Genomic DNA, 19,081 nt, shown 5'->3' on the forward strand with positions numbered 1-19,081 from the left:
ATCAGAAACCCGCTTGCCAGTGCCCGCTCTTGCCGCCCTGTTTTTCCAGCAGGCGGACGCCGCCGATTTCCATGCCGCGGTCTATGGCCTTGAGCATGTCGTAAACCGTCAGCAGGCCGGCATTGACGGCGCTTAATGCTTCCATTTCCACACCGGTGCGGCCGACGGTTTCGGCCGTGACCCGGATATGCAGGCGGTTAAGTTCGGCCTCTGGGCTGAATTCGACGGCCACGCGGGTCAGGGCAATCGGGTGGCACAGCGGGATCAGGTCGGCGCAGCGTTTGGCGCCCTGAATGGCGGCGATGCGGGCGATGCCGATAACGTCGCCTTTTTTATTATTGCCGGCCTGCAACTGGGCAAAAGTGTCTGCCAGCATGGTGATATGGCCGGTCGCAACGGCTACGCGACGGGTTTCGTCCTTGGCGCCGACATCGACCATATGGGCTTGGCCGGCGGCGTCGAAATGGGTAAGTGCTGACATGGTTGGCGCTTTTTATCGGATGGCAATGTGCCGTATTCTAACCGGCATCAGAAGGAAACCGCATGGCAATTGTCCTCGGAGTGGCCGGCTTTTCAGGTTGCGGCAAGACGACGCTGATCACGGCCATCCTGCCGTTATTAGCCGAACGTGGCCTGCGCGTATCTGTGATCAAACACAGTCACCACGCTATCGAGCTGGATGTGCCGGGTAAGGATAGCTACCGTCACCGTCAGGCCGGCGCATCGCAAGTGATGATGGTGACGGCACAAGGCTATGCCATTTTTGCCGATACGCCCGAACAGCCAAATCTGGATGCGCAGCTGGCTTTGCTTGCGCCGTGTGATCTGGTTTTGCTTGAAGGGCAGAAATGGGCGGAGGTGGCCAAGATCGAGGTTTACCGCCCGGCCCTGGGCAAGCCGGCGCTATACGAGACAGATCCGCGCGTGATCGCCATCGTCAGCGATGTGGCGCTGATTGCGCCATGTACCGTGCTCGACATCAATCAGGCCGATCAGGTGGCTGCGTTTATCGCCACCTGGTGGCAACAACAAGGTAAGCAAGCATGATCAGGATTCTGTATTTCGGGTTTTTACGCGAAGCGCTGGGGCGGGATGAGGAAAGCCTGGACTGGGCCGGCGGCACTAGCGAGGATTTGCTCAGCCTGTTGCGTGCGCGCGGAGACGACTGGGCGGCGGCCTTGGCGCCGGACAAGGTATTCCGCGTGGTGGTGGACAGGGAAATCAAGCGCGGGGTGGCCGAGATCGCCGATGGCGCCGAGGTCGGCATCTTGCCACCGGTGACCGGAGGCTGATATGTGGCTGGATATTACGGTACGCAAAGCGGCGTTTGTCAGCGCCTATGAGGAAGAGCGGCTATTGGCCGAAGCGGGGGATGCCGGTGCGCTGGTCGGCTTTCAGGGCAGGGTGCGCGGTCAGGATGGCGAGTTGCCGCTGGCTGCGCTGCATCTTGAGCACTATCCGGGCGTAACCGAAGACGAAATCGCCCGCATTGCCCATGAGGCGGCACAGCGCTGGCCATTGACGGCCTGCCGTGTCATTCACCGTGTGGGCCGGCTGGCGGTCGGCGAGGGCATTGTGCTGGTGCTGGTGGCCAGTGGCCACCGGGCTGCGGCTTTTGCGGCGGCCGAATTCTTGATGGACTACCTGAAAACCCGCGCCCCGTTCTGGAAGCGCGAAGAGTTCATCGATGGCAGCAGCCACTGGGTCGAAGCCAAGGCTTCCGACGATGCTGCCGCCGGGCGCTGGGAGGCACAGGCTTGATCGCCGGTCTTTTGCTGGCCGGCGGTCAGGGCCAGCGCATGGGCGGGGTGGACAAGGGACAGGTCTTGCTGGCCGGCAAGCCGCTGGCCATGCATGTGGCCCACTGCCTGCTCTCGCAAGTGGATGTGCTGTATATCAGCGCCAACCGCTCGCTGGATGCCTACGCGCAATGGGGGCAGGTGGTATGTGATCTGCCACGCTTTGCCGGGCAAGGCCCGCTGGCCGGTATGGCCAGCGTGGCTGCGGTACTTCCCGATGCGGTGGATTATGTGCTGGTTGCGCCATGCGATGTGCCGGCGCTGCCGCCGGATACGTGCCGGTGTTTGCTTGCTGCACTTCAAGCTGCGCCTGCTGCCGGTGCAGCTTATGCCGTAAGCTGTGACGGCCCGCAACCTGCCGTGGCGCTGGTGCGCCGGGCGGCATTGGCACAGCTTGCCCCCTGTCTTGATGAGGGCCAGCGGGCCATACGCCACTGGCTGGCCAGAGTCGGCGCGACCCCTGTGCTCTTTGCCGATGCCGCCGCTTTTGCCAATGCCAACGATGCTCAAGCACTGGCGGCACTTGAGGCGCGTTTTTCACTTTCACCCCAAACAGGATCAGAACATGCTTGATTACCACGCCGCCTTGGCTACCTTGCTGGATGGCTTGCCGACAGCTAAGGGCTGTGAGTCGCTCGCTTTGGCACAGGCTGCCGGCCGGCGTCTGGCGCGCGATGTCGTGGCTTGCTTTGATGCGCCGCAGTTCGACAATAGTGCGATGGACGGCTACGCCATTTGTGATGCAACAGGCAAGGCGACCCGCTTTCATGTCGTCAGCCGTATCGCGGCCGGTGATGGTGCGCAAGCGGCGCTAAAAGACGGCGAAGCCGCCCGCATCTTTACCGGCGCGCCCTTGCCGGCGGGCACTACTGCCGTGGTGGCGCAGGAAGACACGACGCGAGATGCGGATACGCTGCTTTTGAATCAGCCAGCCAGGGCCGGCCAGCATATGCGCTTGCAAGGCGAAGAGTATGCAGCCGGCGCCACGCTTTTGACCGCGGGCACCTTGCTGGACCCGGCTGCTATCGCCTTGCTGGCCAGTCAGGGTCATGCCGTCCTGCCAGTATTGCCGCGCCTGAAAGTCGCCGTTTTTTCCAGCGGCAACGAGCTGATTGAACCGGGGGAGGAACTCACCGCGGGCAAGATCTTTGATGCCAACCGTTACCAGCTGCTGGCATGGCTGGCGCGTTTCGATGTCGAGATCATCGATGGCGGCATCTTGCCGGACGATGCGGCGATCACCCGCGCAGCACTGGCGCGTGCCAGCGAACAATGCGATGTGATCCTGAGTTCGGGCGGGGTATCGGTGGGGGAAGAAGACCATGTGCGTGCGGCGCTGGAAACGATAGGCAGCATTACGGCGTGGAAGCTGGCGATCAAGCCGGGCAAGCCTTTTGCCTGGGGTCACGCCGGTGCCGCCCATGTATTTATGCTGCCGGGTAATCCGGTGGCGACTTTTGTCACTTTCCACCAACTGGTGGCACCGGCCTTGCGCCGTCTGTCGGGTGACGATCAGCCCATGCCTGTCACCATCAAGGTGCGTGCCGGCTTTAGCAAGAGCCGTATCGAACCGCGACGCGAGTTCCAGCGCGCCCGTTTGCGTCAGGAAGGTGATGGCTATATCGCCGATCTGGTCAAAGGCCAGGGCTCGGCCATGTTGTCGGCGTGTGCCGCTGCCGATGTGCTGGTGGAGATTCCGCCATCCAGCGCCGTGGTCATGGGGGACACGCTTTTGGCTTACCCATTGAAAAAGGGCTGGGTATGAATGCATTGAACACTGTACGTATCGGCCTGGTTTCCATTAGCGATCGCGCCAGCAGCGGCGTATATCAGGACGAGGGTCTGCCGGCACTGCGCGACTGGCTGAGTGCGGCGCTATTGAATCCGGTCGAGTTTGTCGAGCGCCTGATTCCCGACGAACAGCCGCTGATCGAGGCCACACTGGTGGAGCTGGTTGATGTGTGCGACTGTGCGCTGGTGCTGACTACCGGCGGCACCGGCCCGTCGCCACGCGACGTGACGCCCGAGGCCACGCTGGCGGTGGCGCAGCGGGTGATGCCGGGTTTTGGCGAGCAGATGCGCCAGATCAGTCTTTATTATGTGCCGACAGCCATCTTGTCGCGTCAGCTTGGCGTGATTCGCGGCAACAGCCTGATCCTGAACCTGCCCGGGCGCCCCAAATCCATATGTGAAACGCTGGAAGGGGTGAAAGATAAGGACGGCCAGACCGTGGTGCACGGCATCTTTGCCTCGGTGCCTTATTGTATCGAGCTGATGGGCGGGCCGTGGATGGATACCGATCCGGCGGTGGTGCAGGCTTTCCGTCCCAAGAAAAAGTAATTCTGCCCGAGCGGCCGTGCGCTTACGCCTCCGGCACGAAGCGCATGGCGACCGAGTTGATGCAGTAGCGCTCGCCCGTCGGGGGCGGGCCATCGGGGAACACATGGCCCAGATGCGCGTCGCAACGCTGGCAGCGTACTTCGGTGCGCACCATACCGTGGCTGTGGTCCTCGATGCGGGCGATGCTGCCGCTTAGCGCTTCTTGCCAGAAACTGGGCCAACCGCAGTGCGCATCAAACTTGGTGGCCGACTCGAAAAGCAGGGCATCGCAGCAGATGCAGTAATAGCGGCCACGGCGGTTTTCCTGATATAGCGCGCCGCTGAACGGGCGCTCGGTGCCGGCTTCGCGTGTGACGCGGTAGCTTTCTGCGTCTAGCTGTCCACGCCATGCTTGCGGGGTCTTGATGATCTTGTCCATATGGTTTCCTTGGCGGATGTGTTGCCTGCTGCTCAGGATAGGGCCAGTGCAAGGCCTAATGGAACAAAAGCCACACTGGCGAGATTGCCCATCAGTACCATGGCCGCCATATGTTCGGGCTGCTGGCGGTAGTGTTCGGCCATCAGAAAATTAAGCACGGCCGGCGGCAGGGCGCCGAACAGTATCAGCAGCATGGCCTGCCCTGCATCCAGCGCCAGCAGGTTGATGGCGAGATAGGCAGCGGCAAGGCCGGTGAGCGGGCACAGAACGGCGCAAGAGAGGCCAGCCTTGAGGCTGATGCGCTGTATGCCCAGCATGCGCACCCCCAGGGCAAACAGCATCAGCGGAATGGTCGCGTCACCCAGCATTTTCAGCCCGGTCAGCAAGGGCGGCGGAATCGGCAGGCCGGTCAGGTTGACCGCCAGCCCAAGTGCGGTGGCAACGACGATGGGGTTGCGTGCCAGGCTGCTAAAGCGGGTCTGCTTGCTGAAAATAAAAGCGCCCAGTGTGAAGTGCAGCAAATTGGACACGATAAACAGCACGACAAAGGCGTTGAAGCCGGCCTCGCCAAAGGCCAGCAGCGCCAGAGGCAGGCCCATATTGCCGCAGTTGTTGAACATGACCGCCGGCAGCAAGGTACGCCGCGCGACGCCGCTCAGGCGGGCAAACGGCCAGGCCAGCAGGCCGGAAAAAAGCACCACCAGGGCGGCAGCCGGCACCAGCTTCCACTGGCTTGACAGATCAAAGCCGCGTGCCGACAGCGCGCTAAAAACCAGCAAGGGGACGCATACGTCCATATTCAGCTGGTTGACGGCACGCATGTCGGGTTTGGCGTAGCGGCCATAGAGCCAGCCGGCCAGCACGATGACCAGCACCGGCAAAATAATGGCAAAAATACGTTCGGTCATAAGGGGTGCTTGCGTATCAATGGATGCCTATGCCCGAGACTTCGCGCGCCAGTGTGGCTGCGGTGTTGTCGGTCATGGCGCCGATAAAATCGAGGACTTTCATATAAGCCTGATAAGGCGTGTCGCTGGCCTCGATCTTTCTGTCCATGAGCGCCAGATGCAGATGCTCGCGTGTGCTCAGGGTCTTGCCGGTACTGAGCGCAAAAGCCGGGGGGATCAATACATCCAGCAAGGCACCCATGCACGGATAGGCGGCAATTTCGGTCATCAGCTTGGTGCGGTGGCGGTAAATGCGCCGGCTGGCCAGCTCCTTGGCGCCTTGTACCGTGTCGCGCACGGCCGGCGAACAGACCGAAATCAGGTCTTTGGCCGGAAATTCGCCGCGGCGCAGTTGGTGCTCGAAGGCCATAAAGCGTCCTGCCACTTCATTGACGCATTTGCCGACCGCCGAGCCCCTGAGCGCCGAACAGCGCTGGCGCGGGTCGCTAATCGGCCAGCTTTTCTCTATGCCCACCAGTCCACCCAGTGCACGCTCGAATTCCTCCATATCCAGCATGCCGATTTCGACTGCATCCTCCAGGTCGAGAATGGCGTAACAGATATCGTCGGCCGCTTCCATTAAATAGGACAGCGGGTGACGCACCCATTCGCTGCTGCCGCGCCGGATCAGCCCCAGCTCGCTGGCAATGGCTTCGAAATAGCCAAGCTCGCTGCGGTAGATATTGAACTTGCCGCGTTCGGGGTAGGTGTCGGAAGTCCATGGATATTTGACCAGTGCGCCCAGCGCTGCCGAAGTCAGGCGCATACCGCCTTCCCCCACATAAAGCTCGAGCGAACTGACCATACGCAAGCCGTGGGCATTGCCTTCGTAGCTGCGGATGTCACTTTGTTCGGCACGACTCAAGGGCGCAAGCCAATGGGTGTTGTCCGGGTTACGAAACCAGTCGCGCAGAGCGTCTTCGCCGGTATGGCCAAAAGGCGGGTTGCCCAGATCGTGGGCGAGGCAGGCGACTTGCACCACCGCACCGATATCGAAAGGGGTGATGCTGCCCGGTAAATGCCCGGCTGCGGCCAGCATGGCGCCAACCTGGTTGCCCAGGCTGCGCCCGACGCTGGCGACTTCCATGCTGTGGGTGAGACGGTTATGGGTGTGATCGTTTACCGCCAACGGGTGGACCTGGGTCTTGCGACCCAGCCGGCGAAAGGCGCTGGAGAAAACCAGCCGGTCGTGATCGATATGAAAATCGCTGCGCAAGCCGCTGGCGGGGTCGCCTCCGCCGATGGCGCGTGCCGCTTCAATGTGGCCGTTTTTCAGTTTGAAACGGCGGGTAGAGAGTAAGGTTGTCCAGTCCATCACCAGGCTGTCGGGCATTATTGTTATCCGGGGCGGGAATGCCCCGAGTATGCCTTAGGCGCTATAGATAATGGAACTGCTTGCTGTGGTTCTCTTCGGTCGGGATCTCATAGCCCAGCATAAAGAGCGCCGCTTCTACGCGGCGCAAGGCATCCGACTCCTTGCACCAAGGCGCTTGCGCCTGCTCTATGGCGGCAGCGACCAGCCAGCTGGCGCGCACCATCCATTCTGCGTGGAAACCGCCGCGGTTGGCCAGCTGGCGGAAATGGTAACGCTCGTCGCTGGGGTTGCGGTTAAGCGAAGAAGCACCCGGCGCCCAGGGAAAGCACAGCGCAGCAGGCAGATCCATGCGCTTGCGCATGCAGTGCTGACGGGCGAGCAGGCCCAGCGCAGCACCGATACGGCCGTCGTACATGATGAGTTTGTCGCTGGCCAGGGCGTAGACCTTGGTAAAGCCGACATTCATTCTGAGGCGCTCGTTAAAGGCTTCCGTATCCGGGTTGTCCGACTCCAGCGTAAGCAACGCTTCGCGCATATGCTCAACGAGCGTGTCCTTGTGCGCTTCGGCCCATTCCTGATTCTGGCTATACAGCTTGATGCCTTTGCCGCCGGTACTCCAGCGTAAAGCGGCGTCCAGTGCGGCAAGCAGGGCATCGGTATTGGCGCTGATCAGAGCCTGCTGCAAGTGCTGGTGCAGCAACTCGCGTTGCTTGCGGTTGTCTTCGTAGTCCAGGCCGCCCCAGTGGTAGTGATCGAAGCAGGTCTCCAGCGTGGATGCCGAGAAATTGCGTGGAAAGTCGATCGGCAAGGCCTTGTCGCGCAAATGGAAAGGATGCTCCATAAAGCGGTCGCCAGACAGCCAGGCGGCCAGTCTGTCCTTGAACAGGGCGACTTCAGGCAGAGACAAAAAAGTCTGTTTGTCCAAAAAAATCTCCTTCTTATTGGCAGTGGCCTACTGACTTCGCACGGTGTTATCCGCATGTAGTATGCGTATTTAGCGAATAATGCATTATCAGTCTTTATAGACTGCCCGGCATGATTTTTTTGCTTGAGGTGTTAAGTGGCGGGTAGCGGATTTCGTTTGCCGGCTCAGGCGTGTAAACTCGCGGCCTAGCAGAAATTGGAAAAGCAATATGTATTTCGAACACTTGGTCGCGGTGAATGACCCGAATAATCCGATGGCGCTACAACTGTCGCGTGATACCTTGTGGCAAGGGCTGTTGCGCCGGGCCGAGGCACCGCTGACGTTTGTCGAGTCCATGGATGAGGATGTAGTGCTGGAGAGCGGTGCGGGCTATAGCGAACGCGCCTGGGCTTATGGCCAGTACCGGGTGCAGGTGCGGGTGGAAATCGCAGTGCTGGATAGTGTTGTTTATCGAACACACCCGCTGGCAGACAATGCCGGCGGCACCATGAGCATGCGCATCGAAGAGCCTGTTCCTGGGGACTTGTTTGTGCGTTTTGTCTACGATACCCCGGTGCCGGACGAGCCGGTAGATGGTGTGGATGTGGCCTCCTACCTGCGTTCGGCCTATCAGCAAACCGATCTTGATCTGGTGCGCCAGATCCGCAAAATGGCCGAAACCGGCGAGCTGGCCTGAGCGGCGTTGAGCGGATCAATCAAATAGCGCTGATTGGGAAGCGGGGTGACTCGACTCCAATGCCAGCAGTTTGCGTTTGGCTTCGAGCCCTCCTGCATAACCGGTCAGCTCACCATCGCTGCCTATGATGCGATGACACGGCACGATAATCGCCAGTGCGTTGGCGCCATTGGCCGAGGCGACCGCCCTGACGGCTTCAGGCCTGCCCATGCGGGTGGCCAGGGCAAGATAGCTTGCCCTGGCGCCGTAAGGGACTTCCAGCAGTGCATGCCAGACCCGGCGCTGAAAATCGCTGCCTACCATCAAGAGCGGCAGTTCGAAATGGGTGCGGGTGCCGGCGAAGTAGTCGGCCAGTTGCCGCTTCGCAAGCTCGGTCACCGGCGTTGGCGTCTCGTGCATGGCTGCGTTTAGTTGATGGGTAATGCGCGCATCAATTCGGGCGCGCATTTTGCGATAGCGCCAGTCGCACAGGCACAACTGCCCACCCCATGCGCCCAGCACCAGTTCGCCTAGCGGCGTTTTGACATAGTCAATGGCAATGTGCTTCATCGGCAGGTGCTCCATGGGTGGGAAGGCTTAGTGGGCGCTTTTTTTCAGGGCCTGCATTGCCTGGGTCAGCCCGTCTACCGTCAGTTCAAACATGCGCCCGTCCATGCGTTCTTGCAACAGGCCGATGGACTGGGTATAGGTCCAGCGTTCAACCGGCGCCGGGTTGAGCCAGACGGCGTGGCGAAAATGGCTGGTGAGGCGTTTTAGCCACACCTCACCCGCTTCCTCGTTCATATGTTCGACACTGCCGCCGGGGTAGACAATCTCGTAGGGGCTCATGCTGGCGTCGCCGACAAAGATCAGCTTGTAATCCGCGCCATAAGTGTGGATCAGATCGAAGGTGGATAGGGTGTCCTTGTGGCGACGGTTGTTGTCGCGCCAGACAGCCTCATACACGCAGTTGTGGAAGTAAAAAATCTCCAGATGCTTGAATTCGCTGCGTGCGGCCGAAAACAGCTCTTCGCACTGGCGGATATGGTCATCCATCGAGCCGCCAATATCAAAAAGAACGATCACCTTGACCGCATTGTGTAGCTCCGGCACCAGTTTCAGGTCGAGATAGCCTGCATTCTTGGCCGTGGCGGCAATCGTGGCATCCAGATCCAGTACCTCGGCCGCGCCGCTGCGGGCAAATTCGCGCAAGGCGCGCAGTGCCACCTTGAGGTTGCGCGTACCCAGCTCGCCACTGTCGTCCAGATTGCGGAATTCGCGCTTATCCCAGACCTTGACTGCACGGCGGTGGCGCGACTCGGCCTGACCTATGCGTATCCCCTCAGGATTGTAGCCGTAAGCGCCAAACGGGCTGGTGCCGCCGGTACCTATCCATTTATTACCGCCTTGATGGCGTTCTTTCTGTTCTGCCAGCCTTTCCTTTAGCGTTTCCATCAGCTTGTCCCAGCCTAGTGCCTGTAGCTGGCGCTTTTCTTCGTCGCTGAGGAATTTTTCCACCTGCTTTTTCAGCCAGTCTTCGGGAATGGTGGTTTGCGGGTCATCCAGCGCCCCCGTAATGCCGCGTACTTGCTGGGCAAATACCTGATCGAAACGGTCGAAATATTTTTCGTCCTTGATCAAGATGGTGCGGGCGAGCAGGTAAAAGTCATCGATGCTGGCAAAGGCCAGTTGATGCTTGAGCGCTTCCAGCAGGGTCAGCCATTCCTTGAGCGAGACCGGTAAACCTGCATTGCGCAAGGCATAAAAGAAGTCAATAAGCATGATATTTGCGTGGCGATGGCTCGGGTTTTGTTTTAGAGTGAAAACGCAAGGCCAAACAGGTGTTTGAATATATGGCCCAACGAGGATAACACAATGGATAATTCGACCAACCCGGGCTTTGCCATCGTCGCCGCGCTAGAGCCGGCGCACGCAAGGCTGAAGCGCGCCTGGCAGGCGGATGCTTTCCCCGAATATGAGCAGCGTATCGCCCTGCTGGATAAGCTTGCCCGCATGCTGCATGCCCATGAAGATGACTGGATTGCCGCGATCAATGCCGATTTCGGTCAGCGTAGCGCAGTAGAAACCCGTCTGGCCGAGTTGTTTCCGTCGCAGGAAGGCATACGCCACGCCAAAAAAATGCTCAAGCGCTGGATGGCGCCGCAAAAGCGCGGGGTGTCGCTGTGGTTCAAGCCGGCGCGGGCCCATGTGCGCGCGCAGCCTCTGGGCGTAGTCGGCATTATCGTGCCGTGGAACTATCCGCTCTATCTGGCCGTCGGCCCCATGATCGCCGCTTTGGCTGCCGGCAACCGCATCATGCTCAAAATGTCCGAGTTCACGCCGCATACCGGCGAACTGATGGCACGCTTGTGCCTTGAGGCGCTGGGGGCGGACTGGGTTGAAGTCGTCAATGGCGGGCCTGAAGTCGCCGCTGCCTTTTCCGCCTTGCCCTTCGATCACCTGCTGTTTACCGGCTCCACCGCCATCGGCAAGCATGTGATGCGCGCCGCCGCCGCCAATTTGACCCCTGTCACGCTGGAGTTGGGCGGCAAATCACCGGCTATTGTCGCGCCGGGCTTTGATGTGCGCCGTGCGGCCGAGGCCATTGTGGTGGGGAAGATGCTGAATGCAGGGCAGACCTGCGTCGCGCCCGACTATGTGCTGGTCAAGGCGGGCGAGCGCGATGCGCTGGTGCGGGAAATCCGTCTGGCCGCCAGCCGCATGTACCCGACGCTACGCGACAATCCGGACTACACCTCGGTGGTCAACGCACGCCATCACCAGCGCCTCAGCCTCTGGCTGGAAGAAGCGCGTAGCGCGGGTGCCACGGTTGAGGCCATCAATCCGGGGGCCGAGGATTTAAGCGGTTCGCACAAATTGCCGCTCACGCTCATTAGCGATGCGCCGCCGGATTGCGCCTTGATGCAGGAGGAGATTTTCGGGCCGCTATTGCCCATTGTCGCGTATGGCAAATTCGACGAGGCGCTGGACTATGTCAACGCGCGCGCGCGGCCGTTGGCGCTGTATCTGTTTGATGAAGACCCGATGCGTATTGCCCGTGTCGAGCGGGAAACCATTGCCGGCGGCATGTGCGTCAATACTACGGTGCTGCATGTCGCGCAGGACGATCTGCCCTTTGGCGGGGTGGGTGCCTCCGGTATGGGCCACTACCATGCGCATGAAGGCTTTCTGACTTTTTCCAAGCTCAAACCGGTACTGGCCATGCCCAAGCTGAATGTGTTGTCGCTGACCCATGCGCCTTACGGCCAGCGTATGCACTGGCTGCTCAAACTGATGCTGAGGCGGCCATGATCAGCCGCCGCCAGCTACTCAAGACCGGCCTTGCCGGCTCGGCGCTATTGCTGGCGGCGGGCTTTCTGGCGCGGCCCGATCCCGATGCCCTTCGCGCATCAGATACGCAGGGCCTCGATACCCGTTTTCTGAATGCATCAGACACCAATCTTCTTGCTGCCATCGCGCCGGTCATGCTGGGCTTGTCGCTGGACGCAAACCAGCTAAAGGCGCTGCTGTTTGGTGTGGATGCCGCAATAACAGGCTTGCCGCTGATGCTGCAAGCCGAGGTGCGCCAGTTGCTGGATTTGCTGGGCAATCGCTGGGGACGGCGTTATCTGGCCGGAGTTAAGGCGCCATGGTCGAGCGCAAGCGTGGCCGAGCTGCATGCCTTTCTGGATGGCTGGCGCCAGTCGCGTTTTACCTTATTGCGTAGCGGCTATCAGGCGCTGCACGGGCTGATCAATGCCGCCTGGTATGCCAACCCGGCAAGCTTTGCCGCGCTCTCTTATGGCGTGCCGGCACAGGGGAGGATTCTGCAATGACAAGTCCGCTGAAAGACCCGATCCGGGAGGGGCTGACGCGCGGCTGGCAGGTCTACGATGGTGCGGCGCTTACGCAGGATCTGCAGCTGGATTGCGATGTCGCCATTGTCGGCTCGGGTGCCGGTGGCGGCATCAGTGCCGAAGTCCTGGCGCAGGCCGGACTGAAAGTGCTGCTGATAGAAGAGGGTGCACTGAAAAGTTCGACCGATTTTCGCTTGCTGGAGTCCGAAGCCTACCCCCAGCTTTATCAGGAGTCGGCCAACCGCCAGACGCTGGACAAGGGCATTACTATCTTGCAAGGCCGTACCGTCGGCGGCTCGACCACGGTCAACTGGACCAGCTCTTTTCGCCCGCCAGTCGAGACGCTGGCCTGGTGGCGCGAAAAGCATGGCTTAAGCGAGCTTGGCGAAGCCGAAATGCTGCCCTGGATCGCTAAAGCCGAGGCCCGGGTGCATATCGGCGAATGGCTGGCACCGCCCAACCCGAACAATAGTGTGCTGGAAAAAGGTTGTAGCGCACTGGGCTACTCGCATGGGCGCATACGGCGCAATGTGCACGACTGCTGGAATCTGGGTTATTGCGGCATGGGCTGCCCGACCAATGCCAAGCAGTCCATGCTGGTGACGACCATACCGTCCGCCCTGGACAAGGGCGCGGGATTGCTTGCACGGGTGCGGGTGGAGCGCTTGCTGTTAAGCGCCGATCACAAGCATGTTGATGCAGTGGAAGGCTTGGCGCTCAAGGCCGATACGCTGACGCCTTCGGGAGTGAAGGTCAGGATCAAGGCGCGCCATGTGGTGCTCTGTGGTGGCGCCATCGGCACGCCGGCGCTATTGCTCAGAAGCGGCGCGCCCGACCCGCATGAGGTATTGGGCAAGCGCACGTTTTTGCATCCGGTGGTGCTGTCCGGTGCCATTATGCCCGAGCAAATCGAGCCGTGGAGCGGGGCGCCGCAAACCGTTTATTCCAACCATTTCCTGCATACCTGGCCCATCGATGGCCAGCTGGGTTACAAGCTGGAAGTCCCGCCGGTACATCCGGTGCTGCTGGCTACCACGCTGACCGGCTTCGGTCCCGATCACGCCCGTCTGATGCAGGATATGCCCCATTTGAATGTGATGCTGGCGCTGACGCGTGATGGTTTTCATCCGGACAGCCAGGGCGGAACGGTCAAACTGAAAAAAGACGGCAGTCCGGCACTGGACTACCCCATTACTGATCCGGTGTGGCAGGCTTTTCGCCAGGCCTGGCGCTCGATGGCCGAGCTGCAGTTCGCCGCCGGCGCCAAATCGGTGTTGACCGTGCATGAAAACGCCAAACCGGCCAGCAGCTGGGCCGAGGCGCGCACCCAGATCGACACCTTGCCGCTGGAAATCCTGCGCGCCCGCGTGGTCAGCGCCCATGTCATGGGCGGGGCGGCGATGGGAGCCGATGCCCAAAGCGGGGTGGTCAACCATTGGGGCGAACACTGGCAACTGGACAACTTGAGCGTGATTGACGGCTCGTTGTTTCCGACCAGTATCGGGGCCAATCCCCAGCTATCGGTCTACACCTTTGCCCTGCGCAACGCCTCCCGTCTCGCAAGCCGCCTGAGCTGAGCGTAGCGCGCTCAGCTCAGACCAAGATCAAGCCAGCTGCCAGCGCCCTTCACCCAGCAGCTCCAGCTGGTGGGCGTGGTGGCTATTCAAGGTGCTGCGGTGGCCGACGCTGATCAGCACGGTTTGCGGCAGGCGCTCGCGCACCAGTGCATACATCGTGTGTTCCAGCCCTTCGTCCATTGCGCTGGTGGCTTCATCCAGAAAGGCCGACTGTGGCCTGGCCAGCAATAAACGGCCAAAAGCCAGTCGTTGCTGTTCGCCAAGCGACAGGATGTGAGCCCACTCTTCGTTTTCATCCAGCCGGCTGCTTAAGTGTCCCAGCTGGACCAGTGCCAGTATCTTGGCCGCCTCATCGCCCGCTTCGGCCGCGCTTGGGTAATACAGCGCATCGCGTAGCGTGCCTTGCGGCAAATAGGGCTTTTGCGACAGGAAAATGGAACGCCCCTCAGGACGGATGATGTGCCCCTCGCAATACGGCCACAGGCCGGCAATGGCGCGCAGCAAGGTGGTCTTGCCGCTGCCCGAGCGTCCGCGTATCAGCAAGGGCTCGCCCGGCTTGATGGTTAAATTGGCGTCGCCAAGCAAGATGCGTCCTTGCGGGGTCTGAATGTTCAGCGCACTGAGCGTCAGCACATCGCCGCGGGTACTGATCTGCGGGCTGGGCAGACTGTCGGCCTGTTCGATGGCATCGACAAAACCGGTCAGACGGTCAAGGACGGCACGGTAGCCGGCAAAATCGTCGTAAGCACTGCGGAAAAAGGACAAATTATCCTGCAGCTGGCCGAAGGCCTGCGCCGTTTGCACCATATCGCCCAGCGTGATCTGTTTGGAGAAGAAACGCTGCGCCTGAATAATGAACGGAAAGACGGCGGCAGTCTGGCTGATGATGAAGTTGAACCCCTGGAACTTGAGCGAACGGTAAACGATGGCCCAGGCGTTGCCGATAATGCCGGAGAAGCGCGACCTGAGTTTGTCGCCCTCTACGCCTTCGCCCCGGTAGAACGCCACGCTTTCGCCATATTCGCGCAGGCGCACCAGCGAGTAACGGTAATCGGCATTCAGTTTTTCGTTGAGGAAGTTAAGCCGGATCAGCGGCCGGCCTATCTTGAAGGCGAACACAGTGGCGATAATTACATAGACGTAGACCACGAACACCATGCCGCGCGGGATCTCGGTGCCGAACAGATTGAGCACGCCGGACAAGCCCCACAGGATGATGGTGAACTCGATGGTGGACACCAGGGCATCGATCACCCCCATGGACAGCGACAAAGACATGGCGGCAAAGCTGGTGACATCCTGCTGCAAACGCTGGTCGGGGTTGTCGGCCGGCGTCTCCAGATACTGGCTGCGAAAATAGGCCTGTTTGTCCAGCCACCCCGAGAGCAGGCGCTCGTTCAGCCATTGCCGCCAGTGTAGGGTGAATGACTGGTTGAGGTAGAACGAGGTCAGCGCGCGCACGATATGCACCGAGGCCAGTACGGCAAAGCTCCACATCGCCACCCAGAACAGCCGTTCATCCAGCTTTTGCAAGGAGGCGTACATCTGGTTGTACCACTGCGAAAACAGCACGCTCATCCTGACCCCGAACAGGGTGAAAAACAGGATGGCTAGCAATAGCAAGGTGGGGCGCGGATTGTGGCGGATGGAAAAAAAATCTCCGCTCAAACGCCAGAATTGCCTGCCCCAGCCGCTGAAGCGTACCAGCGCCCAGCCGGCGAGCAGGGCAATAATAAGCGTGATGGAATACGCCTTAAGCAGCCACAGGCTGCTATTGATAAGCTCTTGACTCCAGTTCATACGGTCTCCGAGAGCATGTTTGATGCGTATAGGTTGTGCATTTTACTTAGCATAGCGTAAGTAAGTCACCTCTCCCGGGCAGGGAGATGGAAATGCTGCGGACGCAGCCAGCGTGCTCTTCGGCTACAAACAAGGAAGTCTGGGTGATGGCGTGCTGCTTCTGTCTTTTGCTGCGAGAGAAGCGTATCCCGGTACCCACCGTATCAAAGCATCGCCGCGAGGCGGCAAACGGATGGAGGCAGGCATGAAAATCACGTTTCTGGGCGCGGCCGGTACGGTGACCGGCAGTAAAACGCTGATCGAGCACGAGGGTCATCGGGTGCTGGTCGACTGCGGGCTGTTTCAGGGCTTCAAGCAGCTACGCCTGCGTAACTGGCAACCGTTCGAGGTGAAGCCATCGACGATAGATGCGGTGGTGCTGACCCATGCCCATCTCGATCACAGCGGCTATTTGCCGGCGCTGGTGCGCGACGGTTTTCATGGAGCCATCCACACCACTCCTGCCAGTGTGAAGCTGGCGGCCATTTTGCTGGCCGACAGCGGGCGCTTGCAGGAGGAGGAGGCCGAGTTTGCCAACCGTCGCGGCTACTCCAAACATCATCCGGCGCTGGCGCTGTATACCGAAGCCGATGCCCAGCGGGTGGATAAACACTTCCGGCCACTGGCGCTGGGCGAGGCGCGCGAAATCGCGCCGGGCTTTGTACTGACGCTCAGGCAGGCCGGCCATATTCTGGGTGCCGCGATGGCCGAGCTGAAAGTGGATGGCAAGACCCTGCTGTTTTCAGGCGACCTGGGCCGGCCGAACGACCCGATTACCTTCAAGCCGGATACGGTCAGCCATTGCGACATCCTGTTTGTCGAGTCGACCTATGGCAATCGCCATCACCCGAAACAAGATACCGAGGCCTTGCTGGCCGATGTGGTCTGTCGCACCGTGCGTCGCGGCGGGGTGGTGGTGATCCCGTCATTTGCCGTGGAGCGGGCGCAAACCTTGCTGCTTTTGCTGTTCAGATTAAAGCAGGCAAAGCGGATTCCGGATGTGCCCATCTATCTCAACAGCCCGATGGCCGGCGCGGTGACTACGCTGTTTCATGAGTTTCATGATGAGCTGCGCCTGTCCGAAACCGACGTCGAATCCATGTGCCGCGGCGTACACTTCGTGCGTACAGTGGAGGAATCCAAGGCGCTCAACCGCAGTACCCGTCCGGCCGTGATGATCGCGGGCAGCGGCATGGCCACCGGCGGGCGCGTGCTGCACCACATTGCCGCCTTTGGGCCGGACAAGAAAAATACCCTGCTGTTTGCCGGCTTTCAGGCCGGCGGTACCCGTGGCGCACTGATTGTGGCCGGCGCGGATAGCGTGCGCATGTTCGGTGAGGATGTGCCTATCCGGGCGGAGGTGGTGGCGCTGGAGCACTTGTCCGCGCATGCCGACGGTGACGAGATTCTCGCCTGGCTATCGGCATTTAAGGCGCCGCCTATGCATACCTTCGTGATGCATGGCGAGCCCGAAGCCGCCGATACCCTGCGCCGCAATATCGAGCACCGCTACGGCTGGCGGGTGGATGTGCCCGAACACAAGCAAAGCATCGTGCTGTAAAGCACTTTTGGGTTTCTTGCGCAGCGCCGGTACTGGGTGCACCTTAAGTGCGCTGTTCCACTTCCTATGGCGGCAGCGGCCCGCGCGACGGCATGTGCCGTTTTTTATGGGCTTGCGCGTTAGTCCTAGCAGACGATGAAGCTGCGGCCGTGTTTGGTGATGATGCTTGGTATGCCATTCACAGGAGCATCTCATGTTGCCTACTATCCCCACCATTCCCCGCATGATGGCCGCCAGTGCCGCACGTTGGCCTGGCCGTATTGCGATCGAGGACGATGGGCAATGCATCAGTTACCCCGAGCTTGACCGCCTGCGCCGGCGTGTGGCCGGCGCATTGATCCGTTTCGGCGTGAAGCCGGGTGACCGGGTCGCAATCTGGGCACCCAACGGCTGGCAGTGGATCGCGGCTGCGCTGGGCATCCATACGGCCGGGGCGGTTCTGGTGCCGGTCAACACCCGCATGAAAGGGCAGGAAGCGGCCTATATTCTGGGCAAGAGCCAGGCCAGGCTGCTGTTCTGCATCGGCGAGTTTCTCGGTGCCGCCTATCCGCAACAACTTGCTGGCATCCGTCCCGATTCGTTGCAGGAAGTGGTGGTGCTGGGCGAGTCGCCCCGTATGGCCGATACCCTGCCGTGGGACGAATTTTTGCAGTGGGCGGATGAAGCCGCGATGGCGCAGGCCGATCAGGTAGCGCTGGGGATACTGCCGGACGACGCATCTGATATTCTTTTCACCTCGGGTACCACCGGCTACCCCAAGGGGGTGATCACCGCACATGGCCAGAACCTGAGCGGCATGGCGGTGTGGGCGGCGGCGATTGCCTTGTCGCCCGGTGACCGCTACCTGATCGTGAACCCGTTTTTTCATGCATTCGGTTACAAGGCTGGCTGGCTGGCCGGACTGATGGCCGGCGCCACGCTTTATCCGCTGGCCGTGTTCGATGCGGGTGAAGTGCTGAAGCGCATCGCCCGCGACCGCATCTCGGTATTGCCTGGTGCACCGACGTTGTTTCTCTCGCTGCTGGAAGATCCGCGCCTGCAAGAAACCGATATCTCCAGCTTGCGTGCAACCGTCACCGGTGCCGCCTCGGTGCCTCCCGCGCTGATTGCGCGCATGCGCAGCGAGCTGGGCTTCAAGCTCGTACTGACCGGTTACGGCCTGACCGAATCCTCGGGGATCGCAACCCTGACGCTGGCGGATGATAGTGCCGAAACCATAGCCCGAACTTGCGGGCGGCCCTTGCCCGGGGTCGAGATCCGTATCGCCGCTGAAAACGGCGAGGCCTTGCCCGCTGGCATGGCGGGGGAGGTGTGGATACGCGGCTTTAACGTGATGCAGGGCTATTTCGGCGATAGTGGCGCGACGGCGGATGCCATTGATGCCGACGGTTGGCTGCATACCGGCGACGTTGGTGTACTGGATGAGGGCGGTTATCTGGCTATCACCGACCGCCTGAAAGACATGTTTATTGTCGGCGGCTTCAATGTTTACCCGGCCGAGATCGAACGCACGCTGGCACTGCACCCGCAGATTGCACAGGTGGCGGTGATCGGTGTGGCGGATGACAGAATGGGCGAAGTCGGCAAGGCCTATATCGTGCCGCGCGCCGGTTTTGAACCGGCAGGGGACGAGATCGTTGCCTGGTGCCGCACGCGCATGGCCAATTATAAAGTGCCGCGCGAAGTCGAATTCGTGGCGGCGCTGCCGCTGAACGCGTCCGGCAAGGTGCTGAAAAACAAGTTGCGCGAGCTTGCGCATTCATAATGCCGGCCATCCGTTTGCCAGCAAAAATTGATTGAATCAAGGGGAAGACCATGCAGATTGCCATCCCGGCAGAGACGGGCGAC

At 60.6% G+C, this 19,081-nt stretch carries 20 protein-coding genes; 12 read left to right on the forward strand and 8 right to left on the reverse strand.

The genetic code is table 11. The features are described 5' to 3' along the window. Position 1 precedes the first annotated feature (1 nt). Positions 2-481 (reverse strand): cyclic pyranopterin monophosphate synthase MoaC, encoded by a 480-nt coding sequence (gene moaC, locus GQF02_RS08550; RefSeq protein ID WP_160796370.1) that lies wholly within the window; start codon positions 479-481, stop codon positions 2-4. Positions 482-543: 62 nt separating this feature from the next. On the opposite strand from moaC, the gene mobB reads away from it, so the two are divergent. From mobB to mog, 6 genes are read left to right on the forward strand one after another with little or no spacing between them, the layout of a single operon-like run. Beyond that, a complete protein-coding gene (gene mobB, locus GQF02_RS08555) occupies positions 544-1,047 on the forward strand; it encodes a molybdopterin-guanine dinucleotide biosynthesis protein B (protein WP_160796372.1) in 504 nt (167 codons plus the stop codon). After that, the gene (locus GQF02_RS08560) at positions 1,044-1,292 is read left to right on the forward strand and encodes a MoaD/ThiS family protein (RefSeq protein WP_160796374.1); all 249 of its coding nucleotides are present in this window, start codon (positions 1,044-1,046) and stop codon (positions 1,290-1,292) included. Before mobB ends, GQF02_RS08560 begins: the two co-directional genes overlap by 4 nt. Position 1,293: 1 nt before the next feature. Further along, positions 1,294-1,761, forward strand: a complete 468-nt coding sequence (locus GQF02_RS08565; RefSeq protein WP_160796376.1) for a molybdenum cofactor biosynthesis protein MoaE — start codon at positions 1,294-1,296, stop codon at positions 1,759-1,761. Beyond that, the gene (gene mobA, locus GQF02_RS08570) at positions 1,758-2,372 is read left to right on the forward strand and encodes a molybdenum cofactor guanylyltransferase MobA (RefSeq protein ID WP_160796378.1); all 615 of its coding nucleotides are present in this window, start codon (positions 1,758-1,760) and stop codon (positions 2,370-2,372) included. The genes GQF02_RS08565 and mobA overlap by 4 nt, the downstream gene beginning before the upstream one ends. Further along, a complete protein-coding gene (locus GQF02_RS08575) occupies positions 2,365-3,564 on the forward strand; it encodes a molybdopterin molybdotransferase MoeA (protein ID WP_160796380.1) in 1,200 nt (399 codons plus the stop codon). Before mobA ends, GQF02_RS08575 begins: the two co-directional genes overlap by 8 nt. Further along, the gene (gene mog / locus GQF02_RS08580; protein ID WP_160796382.1) at positions 3,561-4,139 is read left to right on the forward strand and encodes a molybdopterin adenylyltransferase; all 579 of its coding nucleotides are present in this window, start codon (positions 3,561-3,563) and stop codon (positions 4,137-4,139) included. The genes GQF02_RS08575 and mog overlap by 4 nt, the downstream gene beginning before the upstream one ends. A gap of 22 nt (positions 4,140-4,161) precedes the next feature. Here mog and msrB read toward each other — a convergent pair whose 3' ends face one another. The 4 genes from msrB to GQF02_RS08600 are packed head-to-tail and all read right to left on the reverse strand — an operon-like array spanning position 4,162 to position 7,744. Next, a complete protein-coding gene (gene msrB / locus GQF02_RS08585; protein ID WP_160796384.1) occupies positions 4,162-4,557 on the reverse strand; it encodes a peptide-methionine (R)-S-oxide reductase MsrB in 396 nt (131 codons plus the stop codon). 32 nt (positions 4,558-4,589) lie between these two features. Next, entirely contained in the window at positions 4,590-5,465 is an 876-nt protein-coding gene (locus GQF02_RS08590) for an AEC family transporter (RefSeq protein WP_160796386.1), read from the reverse strand. Between the two features lie 16 nt (positions 5,466-5,481). Then, entirely contained in the window at positions 5,482-6,837 is a 1,356-nt protein-coding gene (locus GQF02_RS08595; protein ID WP_235930115.1) for a deoxyguanosinetriphosphate triphosphohydrolase, read from the reverse strand. A gap of 43 nt (positions 6,838-6,880) precedes the next feature. Next, positions 6,881-7,744: a hypothetical protein gene (locus tag GQF02_RS08600; RefSeq protein WP_160796388.1), complete on the reverse strand. Its 864-nt coding sequence runs from the start codon at positions 7,742-7,744 to the stop codon at positions 6,881-6,883. Positions 7,745-7,952: 208 nt separating this feature from the next. On the opposite strand from GQF02_RS08600, the gene GQF02_RS08605 reads away from it, so the two are divergent. Then, positions 7,953-8,420 carry an AtaL-like protein gene (locus GQF02_RS08605; RefSeq protein ID WP_160796390.1) on the forward strand — a complete coding sequence of 156 codons (468 nt, stop codon included), beginning with the start codon at positions 7,953-7,955 and terminating at the stop codon, positions 8,418-8,420. Positions 8,421-8,435: 15 nt separating this feature from the next. Here GQF02_RS08605 and GQF02_RS08610 read toward each other — a convergent pair whose 3' ends face one another. Both GQF02_RS08610 and GQF02_RS08615 read right to left on the reverse strand, forming a co-directional pair. Next, positions 8,436-8,969 (reverse strand): methylated-DNA--[protein]-cysteine S-methyltransferase, encoded by a 534-nt coding sequence (locus GQF02_RS08610; RefSeq protein WP_160796392.1) that lies wholly within the window; start codon positions 8,967-8,969, stop codon positions 8,436-8,438. Positions 8,970-8,996: 27 nt separating this feature from the next. Further along, on the reverse strand, positions 8,997-10,181 hold the full coding sequence (locus tag GQF02_RS08615) for a vWA domain-containing protein (RefSeq protein ID WP_160796394.1): 1,185 nt from the start codon (positions 10,179-10,181) through the stop codon (positions 8,997-8,999). Between the two features lie 93 nt (positions 10,182-10,274). Between GQF02_RS08615 and GQF02_RS08620 the strand changes: the two genes are divergently transcribed. The 3 genes from GQF02_RS08620 to GQF02_RS08630 are packed head-to-tail and all read left to right on the forward strand — an operon-like array spanning position 10,275 to position 13,833. Then, entirely contained in the window at positions 10,275-11,711 is a 1,437-nt protein-coding gene (locus GQF02_RS08620; RefSeq protein ID WP_160796396.1) for a coniferyl aldehyde dehydrogenase, read from the forward strand. Further along, on the forward strand, positions 11,708-12,235 hold the full coding sequence (locus GQF02_RS08625) for a hypothetical protein (protein WP_160796398.1): 528 nt from the start codon (positions 11,708-11,710) through the stop codon (positions 12,233-12,235). The genes GQF02_RS08620 and GQF02_RS08625 overlap by 4 nt, the downstream gene beginning before the upstream one ends. Further along, positions 12,232-13,833 (forward strand): GMC family oxidoreductase, encoded by a 1,602-nt coding sequence (locus GQF02_RS08630; RefSeq protein WP_160796400.1) that lies wholly within the window; start codon positions 12,232-12,234, stop codon positions 13,831-13,833. The genes GQF02_RS08625 and GQF02_RS08630 overlap by 4 nt, the downstream gene beginning before the upstream one ends. Positions 13,834-13,860: 27 nt before the next feature. Here GQF02_RS08630 and GQF02_RS08635 read toward each other — a convergent pair whose 3' ends face one another. After that, complete coding sequence (locus GQF02_RS08635; RefSeq protein ID WP_160796402.1) at positions 13,861-15,633, reverse strand: ABC transporter ATP-binding protein/permease; 1,773 nt, start codon at positions 15,631-15,633, stop codon at positions 13,861-13,863. A 244-nt stretch (positions 15,634-15,877) separates the two neighbouring features. On the opposite strand from GQF02_RS08635, the gene GQF02_RS08640 reads away from it, so the two are divergent. Together GQF02_RS08640 and GQF02_RS08645 are read left to right on the forward strand one after the other, a co-directional pair. Next, on the forward strand, positions 15,878-17,233 hold the full coding sequence (locus GQF02_RS08640) for an MBL fold metallo-hydrolase RNA specificity domain-containing protein (RefSeq protein WP_160796404.1): 1,356 nt from the start codon (positions 15,878-15,880) through the stop codon (positions 17,231-17,233). A 193-nt stretch (positions 17,234-17,426) separates the two neighbouring features. Next, positions 17,427-18,998, forward strand: a complete 1,572-nt coding sequence (locus GQF02_RS08645; RefSeq protein WP_160796406.1) for a FadD3 family acyl-CoA ligase — start codon at positions 17,427-17,429, stop codon at positions 18,996-18,998. Positions 18,999-19,081 lie beyond the last annotated feature (83 nt).

It is taken from the genome of Craterilacuibacter sinensis (assembly GCF_009831765.1).
Taxonomy (GTDB): Bacteria; Pseudomonadota; Gammaproteobacteria; order Burkholderiales; family Chromobacteriaceae; genus Craterilacuibacter; species Craterilacuibacter sinensis.